12 protein-coding genes, 1 pseudogene and 1 CRISPR repeat array are annotated in these 20,266 nt (G+C 70.6%); of the genes and pseudogenes, 4 read left to right on the forward strand and 9 right to left on the reverse strand.

What is annotated here, in order from left to right:
- Positions 1-148 precede the first annotated feature (148 nt).
- Together istA and istB are read left to right on the forward strand one after the other, a co-directional pair.
- Positions 149-1,624, forward strand: coding sequence for an IS21 family transposase (gene istA / locus AC060L_RS30560; RefSeq protein WP_483799923.1), 1,476 nt, complete (start codon positions 149-151; stop codon positions 1,622-1,624).
- A 60-nt stretch (positions 1,625-1,684) separates the two neighbouring features.
- Positions 1,685-2,458: an IS21-like element helper ATPase IstB gene (gene istB / locus AC060L_RS30565; RefSeq protein WP_483799922.1), complete on the forward strand. Its 774-nt coding sequence runs from the start codon at positions 1,685-1,687 to the stop codon at positions 2,456-2,458.
- Positions 2,459-2,589: 131 nt separating this feature from the next.
- Here the strand turns inward: istB and AC060L_RS30570 are convergent, their stop codons facing one another.
- The 4 genes from AC060L_RS30570 to AC060L_RS30585 form a co-directional block, all read right to left on the reverse strand.
- Positions 2,590-3,474, reverse strand: coding sequence for an HD domain-containing protein (locus AC060L_RS30570; protein WP_483802203.1), 885 nt, complete (start codon positions 3,472-3,474; stop codon positions 2,590-2,592).
- Positions 3,475-3,665: 191 nt separating this feature from the next.
- A CRISPR array of direct repeats spans positions 3,666-4,182; the repeat unit is 29 nt; unit sequence CGGAGCAGCCCCGAGCGCGCGGGGAGGAG.
- 1,423 nt (positions 4,183-5,605) lie between these two features.
- Positions 5,606-5,737, reverse strand: coding sequence for a hypothetical protein (locus AC060L_RS30575; protein WP_483802245.1), 132 nt, complete (start codon positions 5,735-5,737; stop codon positions 5,606-5,608).
- 1,383 nt (positions 5,738-7,120) lie between these two features.
- Positions 7,121-10,552, reverse strand: a complete 3,432-nt coding sequence (locus AC060L_RS30580) for a hypothetical protein (protein WP_483802204.1) — start codon at positions 10,550-10,552, stop codon at positions 7,121-7,123.
- Between the two features lie 6 nt (positions 10,553-10,558).
- Positions 10,559-12,241 (reverse strand): AAA family ATPase, encoded by a 1,683-nt coding sequence (locus AC060L_RS30585; RefSeq protein WP_483802205.1) that lies wholly within the window; start codon positions 12,239-12,241, stop codon positions 10,559-10,561.
- Positions 12,242-12,584: 343 nt separating this feature from the next.
- Between AC060L_RS30585 and AC060L_RS30590 the strand changes: the two are divergent.
- A pseudogene (locus AC060L_RS30590) lies at positions 12,585-13,025 on the forward strand (flavodoxin family protein); the annotation flags it as partial.
- Positions 13,026-13,041: 16 nt separating this feature from the next.
- Here AC060L_RS30590 and AC060L_RS30595 read toward each other — a convergent pair.
- Positions 13,042-13,620, reverse strand: coding sequence for a hypothetical protein (locus AC060L_RS30595; RefSeq protein ID WP_483802206.1), 579 nt, complete (start codon positions 13,618-13,620; stop codon positions 13,042-13,044).
- A 514-nt stretch (positions 13,621-14,134) separates the two neighbouring features.
- On the opposite strand from AC060L_RS30595, the gene AC060L_RS30600 reads away from it, so the two are divergent.
- Complete coding sequence (locus tag AC060L_RS30600; RefSeq protein WP_483802207.1) at positions 14,135-15,217, forward strand: alpha/beta fold hydrolase; 1,083 nt, start codon at positions 14,135-14,137, stop codon at positions 15,215-15,217.
- Here the strand turns inward: AC060L_RS30600 and AC060L_RS30605 are convergent.
- The 4 genes from AC060L_RS30605 to AC060L_RS30620 are packed head-to-tail and all read right to left on the reverse strand — an operon-like array spanning position 15,207 to position 20,252.
- A complete protein-coding gene (locus tag AC060L_RS30605; protein WP_483802208.1) occupies positions 15,207-16,529 on the reverse strand; it encodes an NAD(P)/FAD-dependent oxidoreductase in 1,323 nt (440 codons plus the stop codon). The two genes, AC060L_RS30600 and AC060L_RS30605, sit on opposite strands and share 11 nt — an antisense overlap.
- Positions 16,530-16,559: 30 nt before the next feature.
- Positions 16,560-17,333 carry an ABC transporter ATP-binding protein gene (locus AC060L_RS30610; protein ID WP_483802209.1) on the reverse strand — a complete coding sequence of 258 codons (774 nt, stop codon included), beginning with the start codon at positions 17,331-17,333 and terminating at the stop codon, positions 16,560-16,562.
- Positions 17,330-19,231 carry a dipeptide/oligopeptide/nickel ABC transporter permease/ATP-binding protein gene (locus AC060L_RS30615; RefSeq protein ID WP_483802210.1) on the reverse strand — a complete coding sequence of 634 codons (1,902 nt, stop codon included), beginning with the start codon at positions 19,229-19,231 and terminating at the stop codon, positions 17,330-17,332. Before AC060L_RS30615 ends, AC060L_RS30610 begins: the two co-directional genes overlap by 4 nt.
- Positions 19,232-19,238: 7 nt before the next feature.
- On the reverse strand, positions 19,239-20,252 hold the full coding sequence (locus AC060L_RS30620; protein WP_483802211.1) for an ABC transporter permease: 1,014 nt from the start codon (positions 20,250-20,252) through the stop codon (positions 19,239-19,241).
- Between the last annotated feature and the right edge of the window lie 14 nt (positions 20,253-20,266).

Genomic DNA, 20,266 nt, shown 5'->3' on the forward strand with positions numbered 1-20,266 from the left:
CCGGAATTCCAGGTGGATGGCCGTCTGACCTGTGGTGTTCCTGATCGCTTCCTTATCGAAGGAGACCCCTCCGTCCGGTTTGCTGGTGTTTGCGAAGCATCAGCGAACCGGTCGGAGAGGTCCTGTGACGAAGTCTGACAGAGAGATCATGGAAATCCTTGAGGCGTACGACCTGACCGGGACGGTCTGGTCGGCGGCGAGCTTGGCGGGGCACGACCCGAAGACGGTCAAGCGGTATGTCGAGGCCCGCGACGGCGGGCGCAATCCTTATGAGCGAGAGCCGCGGCCGAAGATGATCGACGCGTTCCTGGAGAAGGTCGAGGAGTGGGTCGAGCAGTCGAAGGCGACGATCCGCGCCGATGTGGTCCACGAGAAGCTCGTGAAGATGGGCTACCGGGGAAGTGCGCGCTCGACGAGGCGGGCGGTGAACGCGGCGAAGACCGCGTGGAAGACGGGCAAGCGCCGGACGTACCGACCCTGGATTCCCGAGCCGGGCCGGTGGCTGCAGTTCGACTGGGGCGAGGGGCCGCGGATCGGCGGCCGGCGGACCTGGCTGTTCTGCGCGTGGCTGTCCTGGTCGCGGTTCCGGGTCGTGATCCCGGTCTGGGACTGCACGTTGGGCACGCTGGTGGCCTGCCTGGACACCGCGTTGCGGCGGATTGGCGGGGCGCCGACGTATGTACTGACGGACAACGCGAAGACGGTCACCGTCGAGCACATCGCCGGGATCCCGGTACGTCATCCACAGATGGTCGCCGCGGGTCGGCATTACGGCTGCCAGGTGGTCAGTTGCGTGCCCTACGACCCCGAGTCGAAGGGCGGCGCGGAGGCCACGGTCCGTATCGCGAAGGCCGACCTGGTGCCCACGGATGCGAACCTGTTGCCCGCCTACGACTCCTTCGCCGAGCTCACCGATGCCTGCCGCACCTGGTGCGAGCAGGTGAACTCCCGTCGTCACCGGGCGACCGGGCAGATACCCGCGAGCCGCCTGGACGTGGAGCGCACCACCCTGCACGTCCTGCCCATCGAGCCGCTCGCGCTCGCGCTGGGCGAGGAGAGGCTGGTCGGCTCGGACCGCACGATCAGCTTCAACTCGGTGCGCTACTCGACCCCGCCGGGCTATACCGGCGCGAGGGTGTGGTGCCGGGTCGTCGGCGAGGAACTCTCCATCACCGCCCGCACCGAATCCGGGGACCTGTCGGAGATCTGGCGCCACCAGCTGTCCACCCCGGGTGTTCCGCAGATCATCGACGCGCACTATCCCGACCACCCGGACGGCCGCAGCGTTCACCAGCCGCGGCTGCGGCCGCGCTCGGAGGCGGAGATCGCGTTCGTGGGCATCGGGCCCGGGGCCGGGCGCTGGCTCAAGGAGGCCGGACCCGCCGGCGCGATCCGCATCCGCGCCAAGATGGCCCGCGCGGTCGAGCTGGCCACTGTCCTGGGCAACGACAAAGTCGACCAGGCCCTCGGTCTGGCGGCCACGGCCGGGCGCTTCGCCGACGACGACCTGCTCTCGATCCTGGGACACATCGCGGACAGCAAGCCCGCCGGCGAGGTCGTGCGCGCGGACGAGGCCCACTCCGTCCAGAACGGAACCATCGGCTGGCAGGCCCTGGGCCGCTGAGCCAACACGCCGCCCACCACAGCATTCTGACTGCACGTCACCCAAGAGAACGGCACCCCCATGAGCTTTCCCAGCCCGCCCGCCATCCCCGAGGAACTCGACAAACTCATGCGCCGCATGCGCCTGCCCTACATGCGCAAAGCGGCCCCGGACGTCCTGGCCACCGCCCGAGCCCAGCGTTGGGACCCCGCCGAGGTCCTGCGGCTGCTGATAGCCGAGGAGGTCACCGGCCGCGACGCGGCCACCCGGCGCCTTCGCCGCCACTCGGCGAACTTCCCCACCGGCAAAACCCTGGGCTCCTGGCGGGCCGAGGACTCCACCATCCCCGAACCCACCCAGAACTCCCTGATCACCCTGGAGTGGATCGGCCGCGCCGAGAATTTGGTGATCGCCGGCCCGTCGGGGACGGGCAAGAGCCACTTCACCGAGGGCCTGGCCCAGGCCGCGATCGAGAAGGACCTGCGGGTGTCCTGGTTCACCCTGGAGACGCTGAGCGCCGCGATCGGGAAGTCGAAGGTCGACGGGTCCACCGCCCGGACCGTCGCCCGGATCTGCCGCGCGGACCTCATCGTCATCGACGACATCGGCCTGCTGCCGGTCGGCGAGGACGCCGCCGAGGCGTTCTACCGGATCATCGACGCTGCCTACGAACGCCGGTCCATCGCGGTGACCAGCAACATTCACCCCTCAGGCTTCGACACGATCATGCCCAAGACTCTCGCCGGCGCCAGCACCGACCGCCTCATGCACCACGCTCACCTCGTGACCACCACTGGCGACTCACACCGCCTCGCCGAGGCCCTCGCCGGGAAGGGAGTGGTCCCCTTGAACTGACCCCCACCCCAGGAACACCACTGGCCACCCACCTGGGCATCTGATGGCCACCAGCCTGGACACCCAACGGCCACCCACCTGGGCATCTCAATGGCCGTTGACAGGCTCGAAGCCAAACCAGTCACGGAACGTCATACCAGCGGGGTTTCCTTCCATTGCGGCACACCCAACCCGGCCTGCGCGATCAACCCCGGCGCCGCCAACAGCGCCCGCTCCCAATGCCCCACAACCGCGTCCGGCCCGACACCCTGCATCCCCAGCAACTGGGCCTCGACATAGTGCTCCTGAGAGGCCAACCAGTCGGACAGAACCACCAGCTCCGTCGCCAGCACCGGAGCCTCCACCGACAGCGAAACAGGCGCAGCCGGATCACCCACGGCCGCAGCCACCGCATCCCGATGAACCGCGCGCTGCTCCTCCCACCTGCCGCCGCCCAACTCCCGCTCCCGGATCACCGCATGCTGGAGAGAGCGCGAGGAGGGCTGCGAGAAGTACCGCCCGTGATGACCACCAAGCAGCTGGCCAACCCGCCGGGCCGGCGACGCAAGCGCGAGACCGTCCCCTTCTCCGTCGTAGCCGACCCCGGGAAGCGAAGACGCCAGGAAGAGGTGCGTGGCCTCACCATGAGAAGCCGAACGCTTCCGATCAACGACCGGATAGCCGGACAGGCGAGAGCACGCAGCAGTGTCCTTCAGCTGGAACGCGCCGATCTTGCCCAGATCGTGCCAGCCTGCCCAACAGGCCACCAGCGCCCGAACCCACTCCCGCTCCTCAGCCACCGCCGGGTCCAGGCCCATGCCGCGCACCAGGACGCGGCGCTGCTGCTCAACCAGGAACAGGTCCCACGCGCACCAGGCCACCGCAGCAGCGTCGAGCAGGTGCCCGATCAGCGGATACACCACTCCCGGCGGAAGTCCATCCGACTTCCCCCACAACGCGCAATCAACCAACTGAGGCTGTAAGCCAGCCGAGGCATCGTTACTAGGATCCACGCCGCGGATGCTATGCGTAGCCACTGACAAACGCAGAGAAACGACAAAACGCGATCACCAGTTCGAAGGAGCCGCCGGAGAACCCCACGTCCGGAGCGAGAGCCTCCGCGTCGTAGGCAGATCGGCCCGCAGGCTCTGGGCAACCTCAACGGCCTTGTTGCACGGGAAGGAGCCTATGCCCGAGCCGTTATCGGCGGTCGAGGGACGCCGGGTTACCGAGCAGCCCCGAGCGCGCGGGGAGGAGGGGAATCCAACCCGATCTGACGGTCCGTCGGCGGAGCAGCCCCGAGCACGCGGGGACGAGGTGATGATCCAGCGCCTGCTGATCCTGGACGGCGGAGCAGCCCCGAGCGCGCGGGGAGGAGGACCACCCGCCCCGGCCAGTCCTGCCCGCCTGAGGAGCAGCCCCGAGCGCGCGGGGAGGAGGACTTCGCCGACGCCGCACTGCGGGTGGCGATCGGAGCAGCCCCGAGCGCGCGGGGAGGAGAAGCTAGCGGAAGCATCGTTCATCCGATATGACGGAGCAGCCCCGAGCGCGCGGGGAGGAGGGCGTAACCGCCTGCTGGCCTGCCACAATCAACGGAGCAGCCCCGAGCGCGCGGGGAGGAGCCGTCCCACCGGGTGTCGCTCGGGTCGAAGGGCGGAGCAGCCCCGAGCGCGCGGGGAGGAGCGCTGCGTCCTGGTCGCCGTGGACGCCGCGTTCGGAGCAGCCCCGAGCGCGCGGGGAGAAGGCTTCGCCATCTGCGGTAACGCGGGAGCTTTTCTTGTTCTTTGCTTATGTCAAGGAGCTTTGAGGTGTGGCGACTTACAGGGTAGCGGTGGTGGTGGGCAGGCCGGTGCCCAAGCCGCTGCTGATGTCAGTGAGGCGATGGTGTGCAGTGCATCGGGGTCGGCGACGGTGGCGGCGCAGTGGCTCGGTGCACCATGTGGTGGCCAACGTCGGTGTGCTGGTCCTCGGAGTGACCCCGGTCGCGCGGGGAGAAGTCCAGCCAGTCCTGCAGGGCCTCCCCAGTCACCGGAGCAGCCCCTAGCGCGCGGGGAGGAGTTGAAGGGCTCGGAGCCTCCGCCATGGCGGGACGGAGCAGCCCCTAGCGCGCGGGGAGGAGAGCCAGATGGCGCATCCGGTGCTGACCAGCGTCGGAGCAGCCCCGAGCGCGCGGGGAGGAGGTCGGCGGTCGGGCCGCGTGAGGGGCACGGTTCCGGAGCAGCCCCGAGCGCGCGGGGAGGAGTTGAAGGGCTCGGAGCCTCTGCCATGGCGGGACGGAGCAGCCCCGAGCGCGCGGGGAGGAGCGCCGCCGACTCCGAAGGACGTTATCAAGCTCCGGAGCAGCCCCGAGCACGGGGAGATGGACGACCCGCAGGCGTCCAACCAGTTCTGCGTCGGAGCAACCCCGAGTGCGCGGGGAGAAGATCACGTGGTCCGGATTCTGGCGCAGACAGCGCGGAGCAGCCCCGAGCGGGTGGGGAAAAGGGTGGCCAATCTCGTGACTGGCAGTCAGAGAGGAGAGCAGTCCCGAGCGTTCGGGGAGAAGCCCGTGGGTCTCGACGGCCAGGCGGGTGGGGTCCGGAGCAGCCCCGAGCGTGCAGAGAGGAGGACAACGGCGAGGGCATGCTGAACGGCGTGTGCGGAGCAGCCCCGAGTACGCGGGGAGAAGATGGCGGCGCTGTCGAACATGACCAGCCACGGCGGAGCTGCCGCGAGCGCGCGGGGAGAAGCGCCGGGACCTGCCTACGCAGTTCGCAGGCGGCGGAGCAGCCCCGAGCGCGCGGGGAGAAGCACCCGGCGGTGCTGATGCTGGACCTGGTCGACGGAGCAGCCCCGAGTGCGCGGGGAGAAATCGGCCCGGTAGGTCCGGAAGACCGCGTAGGTCGGAGCAGCCCCGAGCGCGGGGGAGAAGCTGGCCGAGGTGAGCGTGCCGCAGATGGTCGCCGGAGCAGCCCCGAGCGTGCGGGGAGGAGGAGGTCAGGGTGTTCGGGCTGATCGCCGCGAGCGGAGCAGCCCCGAGCGCGCGGGGAGACGGAGGTCTACGCCGCGTGCACCCGGCCCGCCGACGGAGCAGCCCCGAATGCGCGGGGAGAAGGCTTCGCCACCTGCGGTAACGCGAGGGCCTTTCTTGTTCTGTGCCTATGTCAAGGAGCGTTGAGGTGCGGCGACTTACAGGGTAGCGGTGATGGTGAGCAGGCCGGTGCCGAAGCCCTGACGCATGAGCTCGAAGTATGCCGCCCGTTCAGCGGTCAGCTTCTTCCGCCCCTGAGGACCTCGGTCCTTGCGGATCTCGAAGGTCACAACGTCCCCTGGTCTGGGGTGTTGCAACGACCGCTAGATCTCAAGTCGCGCGGGGAGGGGCACTATTTGCCTCGGACCAACGGTCGCAGATCGGAGCAGCCCCGAGCGCGCGGGGAGGAGTCCTGGGACAGCAGGATCACCGCGACCCGGGCCGGAGCAGCCCCGAACGCGCGGGGAGAAGCTGGGGCCGCCCGCTGGCGCCTAGCGGCGCTTCGGAGCAGCCCCGAGCGCGCGGGGAGAAGGACTGGCGGCGAAGCGGATCCCGAAGCCCATCGGAGCAGTCCCGAGCGCGCGGGGAGAAGGCCGAGTATGTGTTCGCTGCAGAGCGGATCACCGGAGCAGCCCCGAGCGCGCGGGGAGAAGTGGCCACGGTCGAAGTGGGCGAACAGCTCGGCCGGAGCAGCCCCGAGCGCGGGGAGAAGGCATTCGTTCAGGTCAGCCCGGACATGGAGGGCGGAGCAGCCCCGAGTGTGGGGAGAAGAGTAACCACTCCATTGGCTTCACGCCATCCTCGGGAGCAGCCCCGAGCGCGCGGGGAGGGGCTTCACCAGCTGCGGTAGTGCGGGGCCTTTCTTGTTCTTTGCTTATGTCAAGGAGCGTTGAGGTGTGGCGACTTACAGGGTAGCGGTGATGGTGAGCCGGTCGGCGTCGAAGCCGCTGCCGATGTCAGTGAGGCGATGGTATGCAGGGCATCGGGGTCGGCGCCGGTGTCGGCGCAGTGGTTGGGTGCGCCATGTGGCGGTCAGCGTCGGTGTGTTGGTCCTCGGCGTGACCCCGGTCGCGCGGGGAGGGGCGCTATTTGATGCGGACCAACGGTCGCAGATCGGAGCAGCCCCGAGCGCGCGGGGAGAAGCCCAGCCCGCAGGGTGTTCCGGCCCGGGTCCGGGGAGTAGCACCGAGCGCGCGGGGAGATGGACGACCCGCAGGCGTCCAACCAGTTCTGCGTCGGAGCAACCCCGAGCGCGCGGGGAGGAGCTCCCGATGCTGGGGGTCAAGGGGGTGCGAGAAGCGCCCGCGTTGTCGTGCGCCTGGAATCTCGCGGCGGCAGTCAGTTGGCCTTGGTTCCTTTGTTTCTGCAGTTCAGGTAGGGTGCCAGAGTGTTCCGCCGGTCTGGGGTGGGGGTAACACTCTGGCATCTGGAGCATGTCAGGGGTGTCCGGGGGCGATAGGTGGTGAAGTGCCCCTCGGAGGAGACCTGGGGGCGGCGCGCAGAGCCGCCGGACCTGGTTCCTGACCCGAGCGCGGAACATCCCGGCGTGCTCGGTGAGCGGACTTGTCGCTCGGCCCGCGGGCCGTGGGCCTGAGCTTGCCCTGGCGAGGTCATGGCGCCCACACACTCGAAGTATCCCCCGCCACAATTCTGCCCTCGCGCGAGGACAGCTGTCAGGGCCAACGGTCTGCTCCACCTGCTCTTATCGCGTCGGCTAGCGAGCTTGCCACGGCCGGTCCGAAGCAGCTGACGAGGAGTCCGGCGAACGTGGCAACGTCGGACAGGACGTCGCCGCGACGTGATGCAGAGCTGGCTCGAACGGCGTCCTTCCACAGATCCGCGAGCGCGGTCGTGGCGGACGGGGTGAGGTGGGGACCGACAATCTCCATGACGCGACGCCGGTAGGAGGCAGGGAGCTCCAAGGCCGCGGTCATCGCCCGGAGGATCACCGCGCCGCGCTCGGCCGGGGGGAACTTGCAAGCAAGCACGGCCAGCGCTTCCGCCCCCAGGTAGGGTGGCAGGTCGCCCACGAGGTCCAGGAGGTCGCCGGCGATCGCGGGTTCGGCCCGAGCGGCTATGTGTTCCAGAGCGTCCTGCCAGGTGTTCCGCCCGATCCACGATGAGGAAATCCCCGCCAGGCCCACTGCGACCAGGTCTGCGTCGCCTCGTTCCGCAGCTGCAAGTGCGAGCGCGCCGTATGCCTGATCGTCATAGTCTCCATGGTCCGCGGCGCTGAGGAGGTCGTCCGGGAGAGTCGCCAGAGCATCGGCTGCCTCGACCAGATTCCCGGCGGCGTGGTTCAGACAGCGAAGGGAGACCCTGGCGAGAACCCTGTTACCGAGCTCGTCGGCCCGGCGAGCCAGCGCCGCCGCAGCGAAGGCCGCCACGTCGCTGCGGCACTGCACCGTCGCCTGATCGCTGAGAGCATGGATGAGGCGCTCGACGTCCGGCTCGTTCGCCCATTTGGCCAACCAGGTGAGGCACCACCACGCGTCGCTGTTGTTGAGATCGAGAACGGCTGCCACGCCGCGACTGACCACATCGGCGGGTGTCTCATCGTCGAGGATCCGACAGATCTGGAGAGCCAGGTCCAGCGCGGCCTCGGGTTTGGTTACAGTCCTTTCGGCTGTGTCGGCCAGATTCAGAAGCTCATCGCGCAGCGCCGGGTCGGCACCGAGCACGACAGCTGCGTCGACTAGCAGCTCGTCGTCGTTGATCCACTCCTCGCGACGTGCATATTCGGTCGCGGCGATCCCTGCCGGGCTGTCCTGACCCTCTCCTGACGGCTGCTGTGCTGACTGCAAAGTCAGACTGAGGAGCCTGAGCAGGGGAATCCTGACTCGGGCGGATCTGAGTGTCTGTCCTCGGTGAACCGCGCGAGTGAGGTCAGCCGGGCCCAGAAACGCGACGAAGCGGTCCGCTGCCCGGGAGAAGTCCTCATCGTCCGTCAGCGCGAGAACGGCGGCGGCGACTGCTGTCGAACTGGTCGGTTCATCCCAGTCCCAGTCGGTGTCCTCGACGGCCTCCGGACTCGTCAGGAACAGGTCGACTGCGGCCTGTGCGGCTTGTGCTGCGGCAGCGCTGGGGGTGAGTGCCACGGTGAGCAGCGCCGACAGGCGGTGCGGCGCCTTCAAGCGGGAGAGCGACGGCAGGAGCCCCGGTGGCCAGGCGATGGGGCCGGCGGCTCTGAGGGCCTTGACTACGTCGCTGTCGGAGTTGACGCCCCACGGCGCAGTGCAAGCCCCTTGGATCGTCTCGAGGAGCGGGACCTCTGCGGCCCGGACGCCGTCACAGACCAGTCGCGCTAGCGCAGCCAGGCGGACCGACCCGGACGGTATTCCGACGGCGTCCGTGACGATTTCGCCTGTCGCGAGCTCCGCCCGATCGGGGGCGAGATGAGGCACGAGGGCCAGGAGAGCGTCGATCCGTTCCTCGGTCACCGAGCGGGGCTGGCATGCGGCTCGGATCGCTGGCAGCAACTGGTCCGGTACGTGCGCCGCCAGGGCTGCCAGCGCCCCAGGCCGCTCGAACTGCAGCTGACCCTCACTCAATCGGGTAATGACTTCCTCGGGGTAGCCCAGCTCCGCCAGCCGCAGTCCAAGGGCGGTTGCGCTCTCGGCGCCCTTCAGCTGGCTCTCGGGGGTGAGCCGGTCGAAGGCTTCGCGCGTCTGCGCCAGGGTCAGGCCCGGGGCGAGATCGGCCAATGCCGTTTCGGAAGAGTGCAGTTCGCCGCTCAGAATGCCTGCCAGCAGGTCCGAGACGTGCTCTTCACCGAGCGCGGGTGCGAGCACTGCGCATGCGTCGGAGCGGTCGAATTCGTCGGAGCAGGACTTGGCGACCGCGAACAGTGCTCGGGCGGCGTGCTCGGTCAGCGGGATCGCCCCGATCGCCTTTCGCAAGTACCGGGTGAGGTGCCCTCCGTCCAGCTTGGTGAGTTCGCGCAGGAAGCTGGCATTGTCGACGTCCGGCAGCGCCGGGAGGATCGCGGTGAGCGCGTCGTCGAGCGCCATGCCCTGATCGGCGATCCGTGATGTGACCGCGATGGCTCGAGGCCAGTCCCCGCGACGGGCGAACGAGACGGCCACGGCGGCCAGTACGAAGTCCTTCTCCGCACCGGTCAGGCGCTCGGCCTCCGCGTCGACCGCATCGGGATCGTTCTCGGCCCTGCGGCAGAGCACGGCGGCGGCGACGCGCTGAGCTGCGCCGTCTTCCGCGTCGACTTGATCCGCGAGCGCAACCACCGCCCCGAGGTAGGAGTCGGGAACAGTTGCTGCGAGCTCCGCCAGCAGGGCCCTAGTCGGATCCGACCGAGCGAGCGCGAGCACCTCATCGAGGACCGGCGGCTGCCGGTCGTCGGCCATCCGGGCTGCGACTACCGCGAGGGCCTCGGCTCTCATGCTCGGGGACGAGAAGTCCCGGGCGATCTTCGCCGCGCGGGCGAGGAGATCCGGAGGAACCTTGGGGACGATCTCCCTCATCCCGCCCAGCCGGGTGCCTTCGTTCAGCTCGCCGGCCACACCATCGAGCAGTGCCGCAATCTCGTGCGGGGCGGCACCGTCGACCAGCTTCGCGAAGAGCGTCATCTTGCGTTCCGTCATCCGGCGTCTGCCAGTGGCCAGGGCCAGCGCGAGCAGCGTCTCGCGGCGCGCGGCGACAGTAGGATCGGTGGAGCCGTCGGCCGTACTCTTCACGGAGTCGCTGATCGCCTCCAGGGCTGCTTCAGCGTCGTAGTTGGCCCGGGCATAGGAGACAGCCTGTTCACGCGTCCACACGCCACCACTTATCAAGCGCTCGCTCAGTGTCGGGGGGATCTGCGCGGCAAGATCAGCGACTGTTGCGAGGATCAGTGCGCACATGCATTGAAGACCGAGCGTCTCGGCGCCAAGGGGCAGGCCGTTCGCGAAGCGCCAGGCGTCCTGTACCTCCGCCAGGTAGCCATCGAGCTCGCGGCGACGGTCTCGGGCCGCGAACCAGGCGTTCGCGCCGGTGGAGCCGGGGTGTGACAGCGTCTTGATTACATAGGGCAGCTTCTCGGGTTGCTGGAGCAGCATGGGGATGAAGCGCCGGATTTCCGTGTCGTTGAGATCGTCGAAAGGCTCGGGCATCAGGAATCACCAGTGGATTTTTCCTTGGATGGCCTCGGTGATGGCTGACCGGTACCGCCTGAGGTCCAGCTCGTGTTCCAGGAAGTTCAGGAAGCTCAGATGGTAGATCCGCCAGCGCGGTGGGATTCCCGGTTCCTGGTTGAGGAACTGCTGCCATTCGGCGAGGACGCGGTCGACGTCGCGCTGCTCGATGGGGGCGAAGACCTTGCTGCCGTTGATCCACTGGGTCAGCTGGAGGGCGGTGACGGCCTCCGGGGCCGCGGCCAGGACACCGATCACCGGGAGCTGGACCTGGTCGAACCGTCGCGCATCGGGGTCGCGCATGCTGCGCCAGTGGCGGCGGTAGTAGCCCTGCAGGCCGCTCGGCAGGCCCTCCAGACCGCCGAAGGTCCGCGGGGTGATACGGCCGCTCGCGATGTCCTCGAGCATCTTCACGGCGTACATGAAGTTGCCCTCGCTGTGGTCGGTGACCGAGCGGGTGAATGCTTCCGCCCCGACCTTCCACTCGCTCAGGCGCCGAGGCATGACGTCCGACCGCCGACGGAGGAAGTCTCTGACATAAGCCCGCACATCGGCGATGTTCTGTGGATCGTTGTCGCGAATTTCGATCGGCAGGGCCCGCTGCGCGACATCGAGACGGTCGTCGACTCCGCTGCGGATCGTGGCCACCACATGCACACCGTCGGGGAGGTCGTGCGGCAGCAGCAGCCGGTTCATCCCTTCCTGCGCCCCAATCGGCTCCTCGGCTTCGTCGAGCGCGTCGACCGCGATCACCAGAGGCAGTTCACCTGTCGTCGCGGCCACCTCGACCGAGGCCCGTAGCACGATGTCCAAGAAGGCGTTGTCGAGGCCGGCATCCGCCGGAAGTTCCGCGTACCGCAGCTCGTACCTGAGGACCAGCTGGGCGCAGATGTTTCGCAGGAACTGGTCTGCGGATACGACACCGGCGGTTTTGACATTGAAGTGGTGGACGTAGTCCCGGGTGCGCACCAGTTCGGCCATGACGGTCGACTTGCCGATTCCCGGTTCGCCTTGGATCAGGATGTACCCGCTGGGCCGGTCGGGGTTGAGGAGCCGGTTGTCGATCGCGTTCATGATGAACTCGCGGCCGATGAAGTTCGCCGTGAGCCGTTCCCGCAGGGTGCTGAGCGACTTGACATGCGACCGCAGCCGAGCGGGCGCCCGGTCGAGCCGGGTCATCAGGTCCGGCAGTACCTCCACCAGCCGGATCAGTGAGGCCGCCGCCGAGTCGGCCGAGGCACTGTCGAACAGGGGGCGGAACGCTTCGCTGTGACGCAACCGCTCACGCAGAGTGGTGAGGAAGTCCTCGGCCATGGGCGTGGCTTGGTCGACGGCTCCTGCCCGATCAGGGCCCGGGCCCACGTGATCCACATAGAGCCCGGCCAGCTCCGCGGCGGTCGGCGGCTCCTGTGGTGGCACACATCGGGCCAGCAGTCCGACCACTGGCGAGGAGTCGAGGAAGGCCTTGTCGGAGAACGTCGACGCGCTGAGGGGGTGACGCACTTCCACGGCGTCGAGAGCAGCGGTCAAGGCCGATCGCATCGCCAGCCGAGGAGGGTCCCGGCGCAGCCAGCGCAATATCTGATCCTCGGACAAGCCGACCACTGCCAGCCGAGCGGCCAGCACCGGTAGGAGCACCTTGAGCAGGCGAAGCGCTAACGCCTCCATAGGCACAATTGTTCGTGGTCGGTGCTTCACGTGCCACCGGTACACGCTTCCGCAGGGCTGAGCGCCCGAGGACAGGGATCCAGCAGCTCCGACGGGTCGCGCCCAGGAGCGCCATAGACGGCGCGCGCCATGGTGACCATCAGCGGTGTGCTGAGCGCCCTGGCGAGATTGGAGCACGTCCTCGCGGACTGCACTGGAGAAGAGCTCGTCGGCCTGCTCCCGAAGCTCTTGGACCCTGCGGTCTTTCAGCATCTGCAGATCGCCGGCCCGAAACAGCCCGATCTGCTCGTCGGATTTGCTCCTTGCGATAGCCGCAGGTCAGGTAGGGTGCCAGAGTGTTCCGCCGATCTGGCTGGGAGACAACTCCTCTGTGATGAAGCGCGTGATCGAGCGGTTGTATGCCTGCTCGTCGATCCTCAACGAGCACGGTCAGTACGCCTATTACGGTCGGGTGGGCGGTTGCCTGATCACCGGGAACGAGGACGGTGCCAAGCACTGCGCGATGAACGTGCTGTACAGCCTGCAGCACTTGGGTTACGTGGTTCCGCCGCAGGCGGATGCGGGGTGGGTGGGGGAGGCGGGGCCCGGTCCGTCGTACCTGGATCCGGGTTCCGGTGGGCCGGAGAACGACTTCACGAACCGGAACACCACGTTCATGACGTGGAACCAGTTGCACGTGGCGCGGATGCTCAAGGACGCCGGGGGGATGCCGGTGCACGGGAACCAGCGGTCGGAGTGGGACGCGGGATGCCGATTCGACTTCGAGAATCCGGAGCACCGTTGACGACGATCCCGAGACGTCAGTTCGCTGCTTCGGGGCTGCCGGCCTGGACCTTCGCGTTCGTGGTGACGAAGTAGGAGTCCTGGTCCTCGAGGTTGGCCTGGGTCTGTTCGCCGATGTACAGGTCGAGGTGTTTGGCGTCGTCGCAGCCGATGCTGCAGAGGTCGTCGACGTGCCAGTTCGCGGACTTCACCCGGGCGCAGGTGTCGGGGGAGAGCCCTTGGCCGCAGTCGAGGACGTGGATCCGGCTACCGGGTGACAGTTGGTTGGCGGCGACGGACTGCCAGGGGACCAGGGGGTTCTCGTGGGAGCCGACGGGTGGCCGGCTGGTGGAGAAGTAGCAGTGCTGGGTGAAGTCCCAGCCGAGGTAGTCCCCGTGGACGGTCTTGCCGAAGCCTTCCAGGCCGACGCGGTCGAGGAAGTCGGTGGGGTAGGTGTCCGTGTCCGGGAGGTTCCGGCCGGCGCAGGCTTGGTCGTGGATGCTGCGCTGGGGGCCGTGGTAGTACGCCTGGCCGGGGGTGAGAGCGACGCGCAGCAGCTGCGGCCGCCTGTCCGGCCCGCCCGGATCGCTTGCGCCCGGCGCCCGGAGAAACGCCACATGGACACCGGCACCGCCAAGCCCATGATGAACAGGAACCCGGGAGCGACCAAGTCGGCGACGGTCAACCCGAACCCGTTCGCGTGCAGCAGGACGGGAGCCGCGATCTCCGCCACCTGGCTGCCGATGAAGATGCGCAGAACCACGAGACAGCCGCGAAACGCGTCCAACGCGGTGAGACGCCGGCGGACGGGGACGGCTTCCGGGCCCACCGTGGCCGGCTGCGCCGGCGCGGCACCGGTTTCGGCCGGCTCGGTGAACGGAACAGCCGCGAGGGCCGGGGCGGACCCGGACTCGGACCTCTCCGTGCGGATCTCCTTCAGTGGCTGTCGCCCGTGTCGTTGAACCAGTCGGACATCGTGAGAACGCTTCAGGACCCCCGGGGTTACGTCATCCCGCGAGTCGCCTGGCCGCCACCCGGGCGCGCGTTCGGGCGTCGGCCTGCCGTTGTGGCAGGTGGACGGTGGACGGAGACTGGCAGGGATTGCATTTCGAGCACCGTTGCGGAGGGCCGATGCGACGGGACGGACGGATGGCGAGCCGCCTGCTCGCGGTGCTGAGCCGGGACTGGCTCGGCGTGCCGCTTGCGGTGCTGGTGGTGGCGGTGGGTGGTGGGCTGCTCGGGGTGGGGGCGGCGTGGGCGGTGGTGCTCGGTGGCCTGGTGGTGGCTGTCGGTGTGCTGCTGGCGGCGGGGGCCGTTCGTCACCTGGTGCTGGTGGCCCGGGAGGCGCGGGAGAATCCGCCGCCGGGGCGACTGGTGGACGTGGGCGGCCACCGGATGCACGTCCTGGGTGCGGGGGAGCCCGGGGACGGGCCGACGGTGGTCTGGGTGCCCGGCGGGCACGCCCCTGGTGAGGACTTCCGTGAGCTGCACACGATGCTGTCGGCCCGGGCCCGGTCGGTGCTGGTCGACCGCCTGGGGACGGGCTGGAGCGATGTCGGGCCGTTCCCGCGGACGACGGCGGCCGAGGCGGAGGAGTTGCCGGCGGCGCTGGCGGCGGCGGGCGAGCGGGGCCCGTTCGTCTTCGTCGGCCATTCCTTCGGCGGGTTACTGGTCGCGAACGTGGCCAGGCGTCGGCCGGATCTGGTGGCCGGGCTGGTGCTGCTGGACCCGACACCCCTGGAGGTCATCGCCTTCGCGCCGGCCAACCGGCTGGTCGCGGGGATGCGCCGTGGTTTCCTGCTGGCGGCGGTGCGGCAGCTGTTCGGCGCCGGCCGCGGCCCCGGTAGCCGGGTCGGGCAGGGCTGCGCCGCCGCGTCGATCTTCGCGGAGCTGTCGCCGTCCGGGTTGGCGGGAGTGGGCTGGGAGACCGTGGTGTACGACGGGGATCTCGGGGACCTGCCGCTGGTGCTGGTGATACCCCGGGATCTCATCGGCGGTGAGGCGGTGCTGGCCGGCGCCCGGGACGCGGTCGAGGCCGAGCGGATCAGCCGCTTCTACCTGCGGACCAGGGTGCGGTACCTGGCGGCGTCGACGGCGTCCCGGCTGGTGTACACGCCGGACGGGACCGGCCACGACTTCCCGCACGAGGCACCCGAGTTCGTGGTCGGCGTCGTCGAGGACCTGGTGCGGGAACTGCGGGTGATCAGCCCATGACCGTCCGCGCGGAGCCTGCCCGGACCGGGCGTCGACGGGAGAAGGAGCCCAGGTCCACGACGTTGCCGGTGTGCTCGCAGCGGTGGCGGACCGGGTCGCCGTCGTGGTCGTGGCCGGCCTCGACCCGGTCGATCAGGGTCGCCAGGTAGCGGCCCACCAGCGGGGCGTTCTTGAACTGGTTGCCGCTCGTGCCCATGGCGACGTAGTAGCCGTCGAGGGCGGTGCGGTCGTAGATCGGGGTCCAGTCGTCGGCGACGTCGTAGACGCCCGCGATCCCGAGGGGCTGGCTGGGGACGCCGAGCGCCGGGAACCGGCGCGCGGCTCTGGTCACCTGGGCCCGGAAGCGCCGGGCGGTGGGGCGGGGGTCGGCGGCGTCCGGGTCTTCGATCCACTCGGGCGGGTCGCAGTCCGGCTGGGTGCCGCCGATCAGCAGGTGGCCGCCGGGGGCCACCCGCAGGTAGGTGCCGAGATCGAGGTCGGCGACGACGGGGCCGCCCACGGCGGAGCCCGGCACGGAGCGTGGCACGGAGCCCGGCGCGCGGACCTGGTGGACCTCCTCGCGCAGCGGGCGCACGCCGATGGTGAAGTCACTCCCGACGCCGGCCAGCCGGTTGAGGCCTCCCGACCACGGTCCGGCGGCGTTGACCACGACCGGTGCGGCGATCCGCGCGCCGTCGGTCAGGCGGATGCCCGTCACCCGGTCGGCGGTCCGCTCGACGGCGGCCACGGTGGCGTGGAACAGGAAGCGCGTGCCGAGCTCGCCCGCCGCGTCCGCGAGGTTCTGGGCGGCGAGCTGAGGATCGTCGACGTACCCGGCGTCCGGGGTGAACAGCGCGCCGAGCTCGCCGGTGGGGCCGGCGAAGAAGGCGTCGTCGTCCACCGGCTTCGGCGGCCAGTACCGCCCGGCGTCGATCCCGGGCAGGTGCCGGCGCAGCGCTGCGGCGTCCCACCGCTCGTACGGGACGCCGACGCGGTCGAACAGGGCGGTGACGGCGGAGGGCGTGGCGACGGGGGAGTCGAGCAGCACGGCGCCGGTGCGGTGGAAGGACGCGAGCGGGCGGCGGCCGGTCAGCCGCAGGTGGTCGGGCCAGGCCGTCCAGAGGTGCCGGGCCTCCCAGGCCGTGGCGACACCGTCGAAGCTGGAGTAGTTGAATCGGATGATCGCGCTGGAGGCACTGGTGGAGCCGTGGCCGACGGCGCCGGCCTTGTCGACGACGAGCACCTGGCGCCCGGCGCGGGCGAGCTCCAGGGCGATGGCGGAGCCGATCACGCCGGCTCCGACCACGATGGCGTCCGGTTGGCTGCTGGTCATCGGAGCACCGTCCTGGTCATCGGAGCACCGTCATCGGAGCCTCCTCAGGCTCGGTACGGAGGCGAGCAGCGTCCGGGTGTACGGGTGTTGTGGGGCGCGCAGGAGGGCCTCGGTGGTGGTGGTCTCGACGATCCGGCCGCGCTGCATGACCGCCACCGTGTCCGAGACGTGGCAGACCACGGGCAGGTTGTGGCCGATGAACAGCATGGTCAGGCCGAGCCGCCGCTGGAGTTCGCGGATCGTGTTGAGGACGGCGGCCTGCACCGAGACGTCGAGCGCCGAGGTGATCTCGTCGGCGATCAGCAGGCCCGGTCCGACGGCCAGGGCGCGGGCGATGGCGACCCGCTGGCGCTGGCCGCCGGACAGCTGGTGCGGCAGGCGGTCGGCGAGCCGGGGGTCGAGGCCGACGAGTTCGAGCAGGCCGGCGACCCGGTCGGCCCGGGCCCGCCGGTCGAGTCGGTGGAAGACGGTGGCGGCCTCGGCGAGCGTCTGGCGGACCGTCATCCTCGGGTCCAGCGCGGTGTCCGGGTCCTGGAGGACGACCTGGGCCAGCCGGCCCAGCCGCCGCCGGTCGCGGACGGTGCGGGCGCGGACCTCCCGCCCGTCGAGCAGGACCCGGCCGCCGTGCACGGGGACGAGGCCGACGATCGCGCGGGCCAGGCTCGACTTCCCGGAGCCGGACTCGCCCACCAGCCCGAGCGTGGTGCCGGACGGGATCTCCAGGGAAACGGAGTCCACGACGGTGACGGGGCCGCGCGGGCCGTGGTGGCGGACGGTGAGGTCGCAGACCTGAAGGGCGGTCATGACGCGGCCACCTCCGCCCCGACCGGTACCGGGTACCAGCAGGAGACCCGGTGGACCGCGTCCAGGTCCGCCGGCGGCGGGGCCTGCTCGGCGCAGCGGTCGTGGCGGCGCGGGCAGCGGGGCTCGAACGGGCAGCCGGGGGCGGGTGTGAGCTGGTCGGGCGCGGGGGTGAGCTGGTCGGGGCCGGGTGTGCGCGGATCGGGGGACGTGCCCGCCACCGTCGGCAGCGGGCGGTCGCGGTCCGCGGTGAGGTCCGGCACCGACTCGACCAGGGCCCGGGTGTAGGGGTGCCGGGTGCCGTCGGCGAGCCGCTCGGCGGGCAGGGCCTCGACGATGGTGCCCGCGTACATCACCAGCACACGGTCGCAGAACTCGCCGACCAGGGCGACGTCGTGGCTGATGAACAGGATGGCGGCGGCGGTCTCCCGCCGGAGGTCGGCGAGCAGGTCGGTGATCTGGCGCTGCACGGTGACGTCGAGCGCGGTCGTCGGCTCGTCGGCGATGATCAGCCGCGGTCGCACCATCAGTCCGGAGGCGATCATCACGCGTTGGCGCTGGCCTCCGGAGAGCTGGTGCGGGCGCGAGCGCAGCAGGCCGGGGGGAAGGGCGACCCGGCGCAGCGCGTCGGCGGCCTCCGCGGCGGCCTGCGCCCGGCTCGCGCCGCGGTGGGCCCGGACGGTCTCGGTGAGCTGCGTGGCGATCCGCAGGGAGGGGTTGAGTGCGGAGGCGGGGTTCTGGAAGATCATCGCCAGGCCGGTGGCGAGGTGGTGGTCGCGCTCCCTGGGCGTCATCGCGGCGAGGTCGGCGCCGAGCAGGCGCAGGGTCCGCCGGGTCACCCGGGCGCGCTCCGGGAGCAGGTCGGCGATGGCGAGCGCGGTGAGCGACTTGCCGGAGCCGGACTCGCCGACCAGCCCGACGATCTCGCCGGGGCGCAGCGACAGGCTCACGTCGTGCACCGGCCGGATCACCCCGGCCGGGGTGGGGAGTTCGACGCCGAGGCCCTCGACCTGGAGCACGAGGCCGTCCTCGGCGGGCCCGCTCGGCGTGATCGTCGGAGGTGACGACGTTCGGGATGCCGGACTGCGCCGGGCGGCGCCGCCCGCGAGGACCTCGCCGAGGAGCTGGAAGGTCATGGCCGCGTAGAGGATGGCCAGGCCGGGGGCGAGGGCGGGCAGCGGCTGGGCGTAGATGCGGTCGAGCCCCTGGTTGAGGAGCTGTCCCCAGTCGTAGCCCGGCGGCTGGACGCCCAGGCCGAGGAAGCTCAGCCCGGAGAGCGCGACGAGGGCGGTGCCCGCCGCCGTGGTGGTGCTCAGCAGCAGCGGCTCGGCGATGTTGGGCAGGACGTGCCGCCACAGCAGCCGGTGGCGCCGCAGGCCGAGGACGCGGGCGGCGGCCAGGTGGTCGGTGCCGGCGACCCCGGCGGCGAGCGTCTGGGCGAGCCGGGCGAAACCGGGGACGCCCGCGACGGCCAGCGCGAGCACCGCCCCGCCGGCGCCCGCGCCGAACACGACCGCGAGGAAGAGCGCGACCAGCAGCGCGGGGAACGCGAGCAGCAGGTTGATCAGTGCGGTGAGCAGCCTGCGCGTCCGGGGGCCGACCACGGCGGTGGCGGCGCCGAGCAGGACGCCGCCGGTCGCGCCGAGCGCGGTCGCGGCCAGTGCGAGCAGCAGCGAGGGCCGGGTGGCCGTCAGGACCCGGGCGAGCACGTCCCGCCCGAGGCCGTCGGTGCCGAACGGGTGGGCCGCGGAAGGGCCTTGGAGCACCACCGAGGGGTCGGGGTGGTCGGCCGCCGTGCCCCACAGCAGCGGGCCGGCCAGCGCGAGGACGACCAGGCAGGCCAGCATGGCCGCCGCGACCCAGGCCATCGGCGAGCGCGGGTGCCTGAGGGGAAGGCGCATACGGTCCTCAGCTCTCCCGGATTGTCGAACGCGGGTCCAGCACGGCCAGCAGCACGTCGACCAGGAGGCCCGAGAGCAGCACGGTGGTGCCCAGGATCAGCACCATCGCCTGGACCACCGGGTAGTCCTCGGCCGCCACCGACTGCGCCATCGCGGATCCGATGCCCGGCCAGGCGAACACCTTCTCGACCAGCACGGTCCCGGCGATCATGGCGGGCAGCAGGCTCCCGGCGACGGTGAGCGCGGCGGTGGCCATGTTGGGTGCCGCGTGCCGCAGGTAGCGGCGGGTGGCGGACAGCCGCTTGCTCCGGGCGGTGCGCAGGTAGTCCTCACCCAGCACCGTCAGCGCCGCCACCCGGACGATGCGGGTCAGCACGGCCGTCGGCGCGAGGGCGAGCGCCAGGACCGGCAGGACGAAGGAGTCGGCGCCCGCCGCGCCGGCCACCGGCAGCAGCTGGAGGCCGACGGCCAGCAGCGCGGTGAGCCCGGCGGCCAGCACGAAGTCCGGCACCCCGGCCAGCCCGGTGGTGACCAGGGTGAAGGCCAGCTCGCTGCGCGGGTGCCGGCCGTCGCGGGTGCGCACGGCGGCGAGCAGCCCGCCGGGCAGGGCGACGGCGAGGGTGACCAGGAACGCCAGGCCGGCGATCTCCAGGGTGGCCGGCAGCCTGGTGCGGACCAGTTCGGCAACCGGCGTGCCGGTGACCAGCGAGGTGCCGAGATCGCCGTGCAGCAGGCCGCCCAGGTAGTGCCGGTACTGGGCCGGGAACGGTGCGTCGAGGCCGAGCTGGTGGCGCCGGGCGGCCACCATGGCGGGCGCGGCGTCGATGCCGAGGGCGGCGCGGACCGGGTCGCCGGGGACGAGGCGGACCATCGCGAACGAGGCGGTGAGCACGACCGCGAGGGAGACCAGCAGCCGGGCCGTGCGGCGCGCCAGGAACACCGTCCAGGGGTGCCGGAGTAGCTGGGGTCGGGGCAGCTGGTGCCGGAGCAGCTGGGGTTGGAGCAGCTTGGGCAAGGACACGTCGGGCCCCCGGT

This window comes from Kitasatospora sp. NEAU-69 (genome assembly GCF_057158765.1).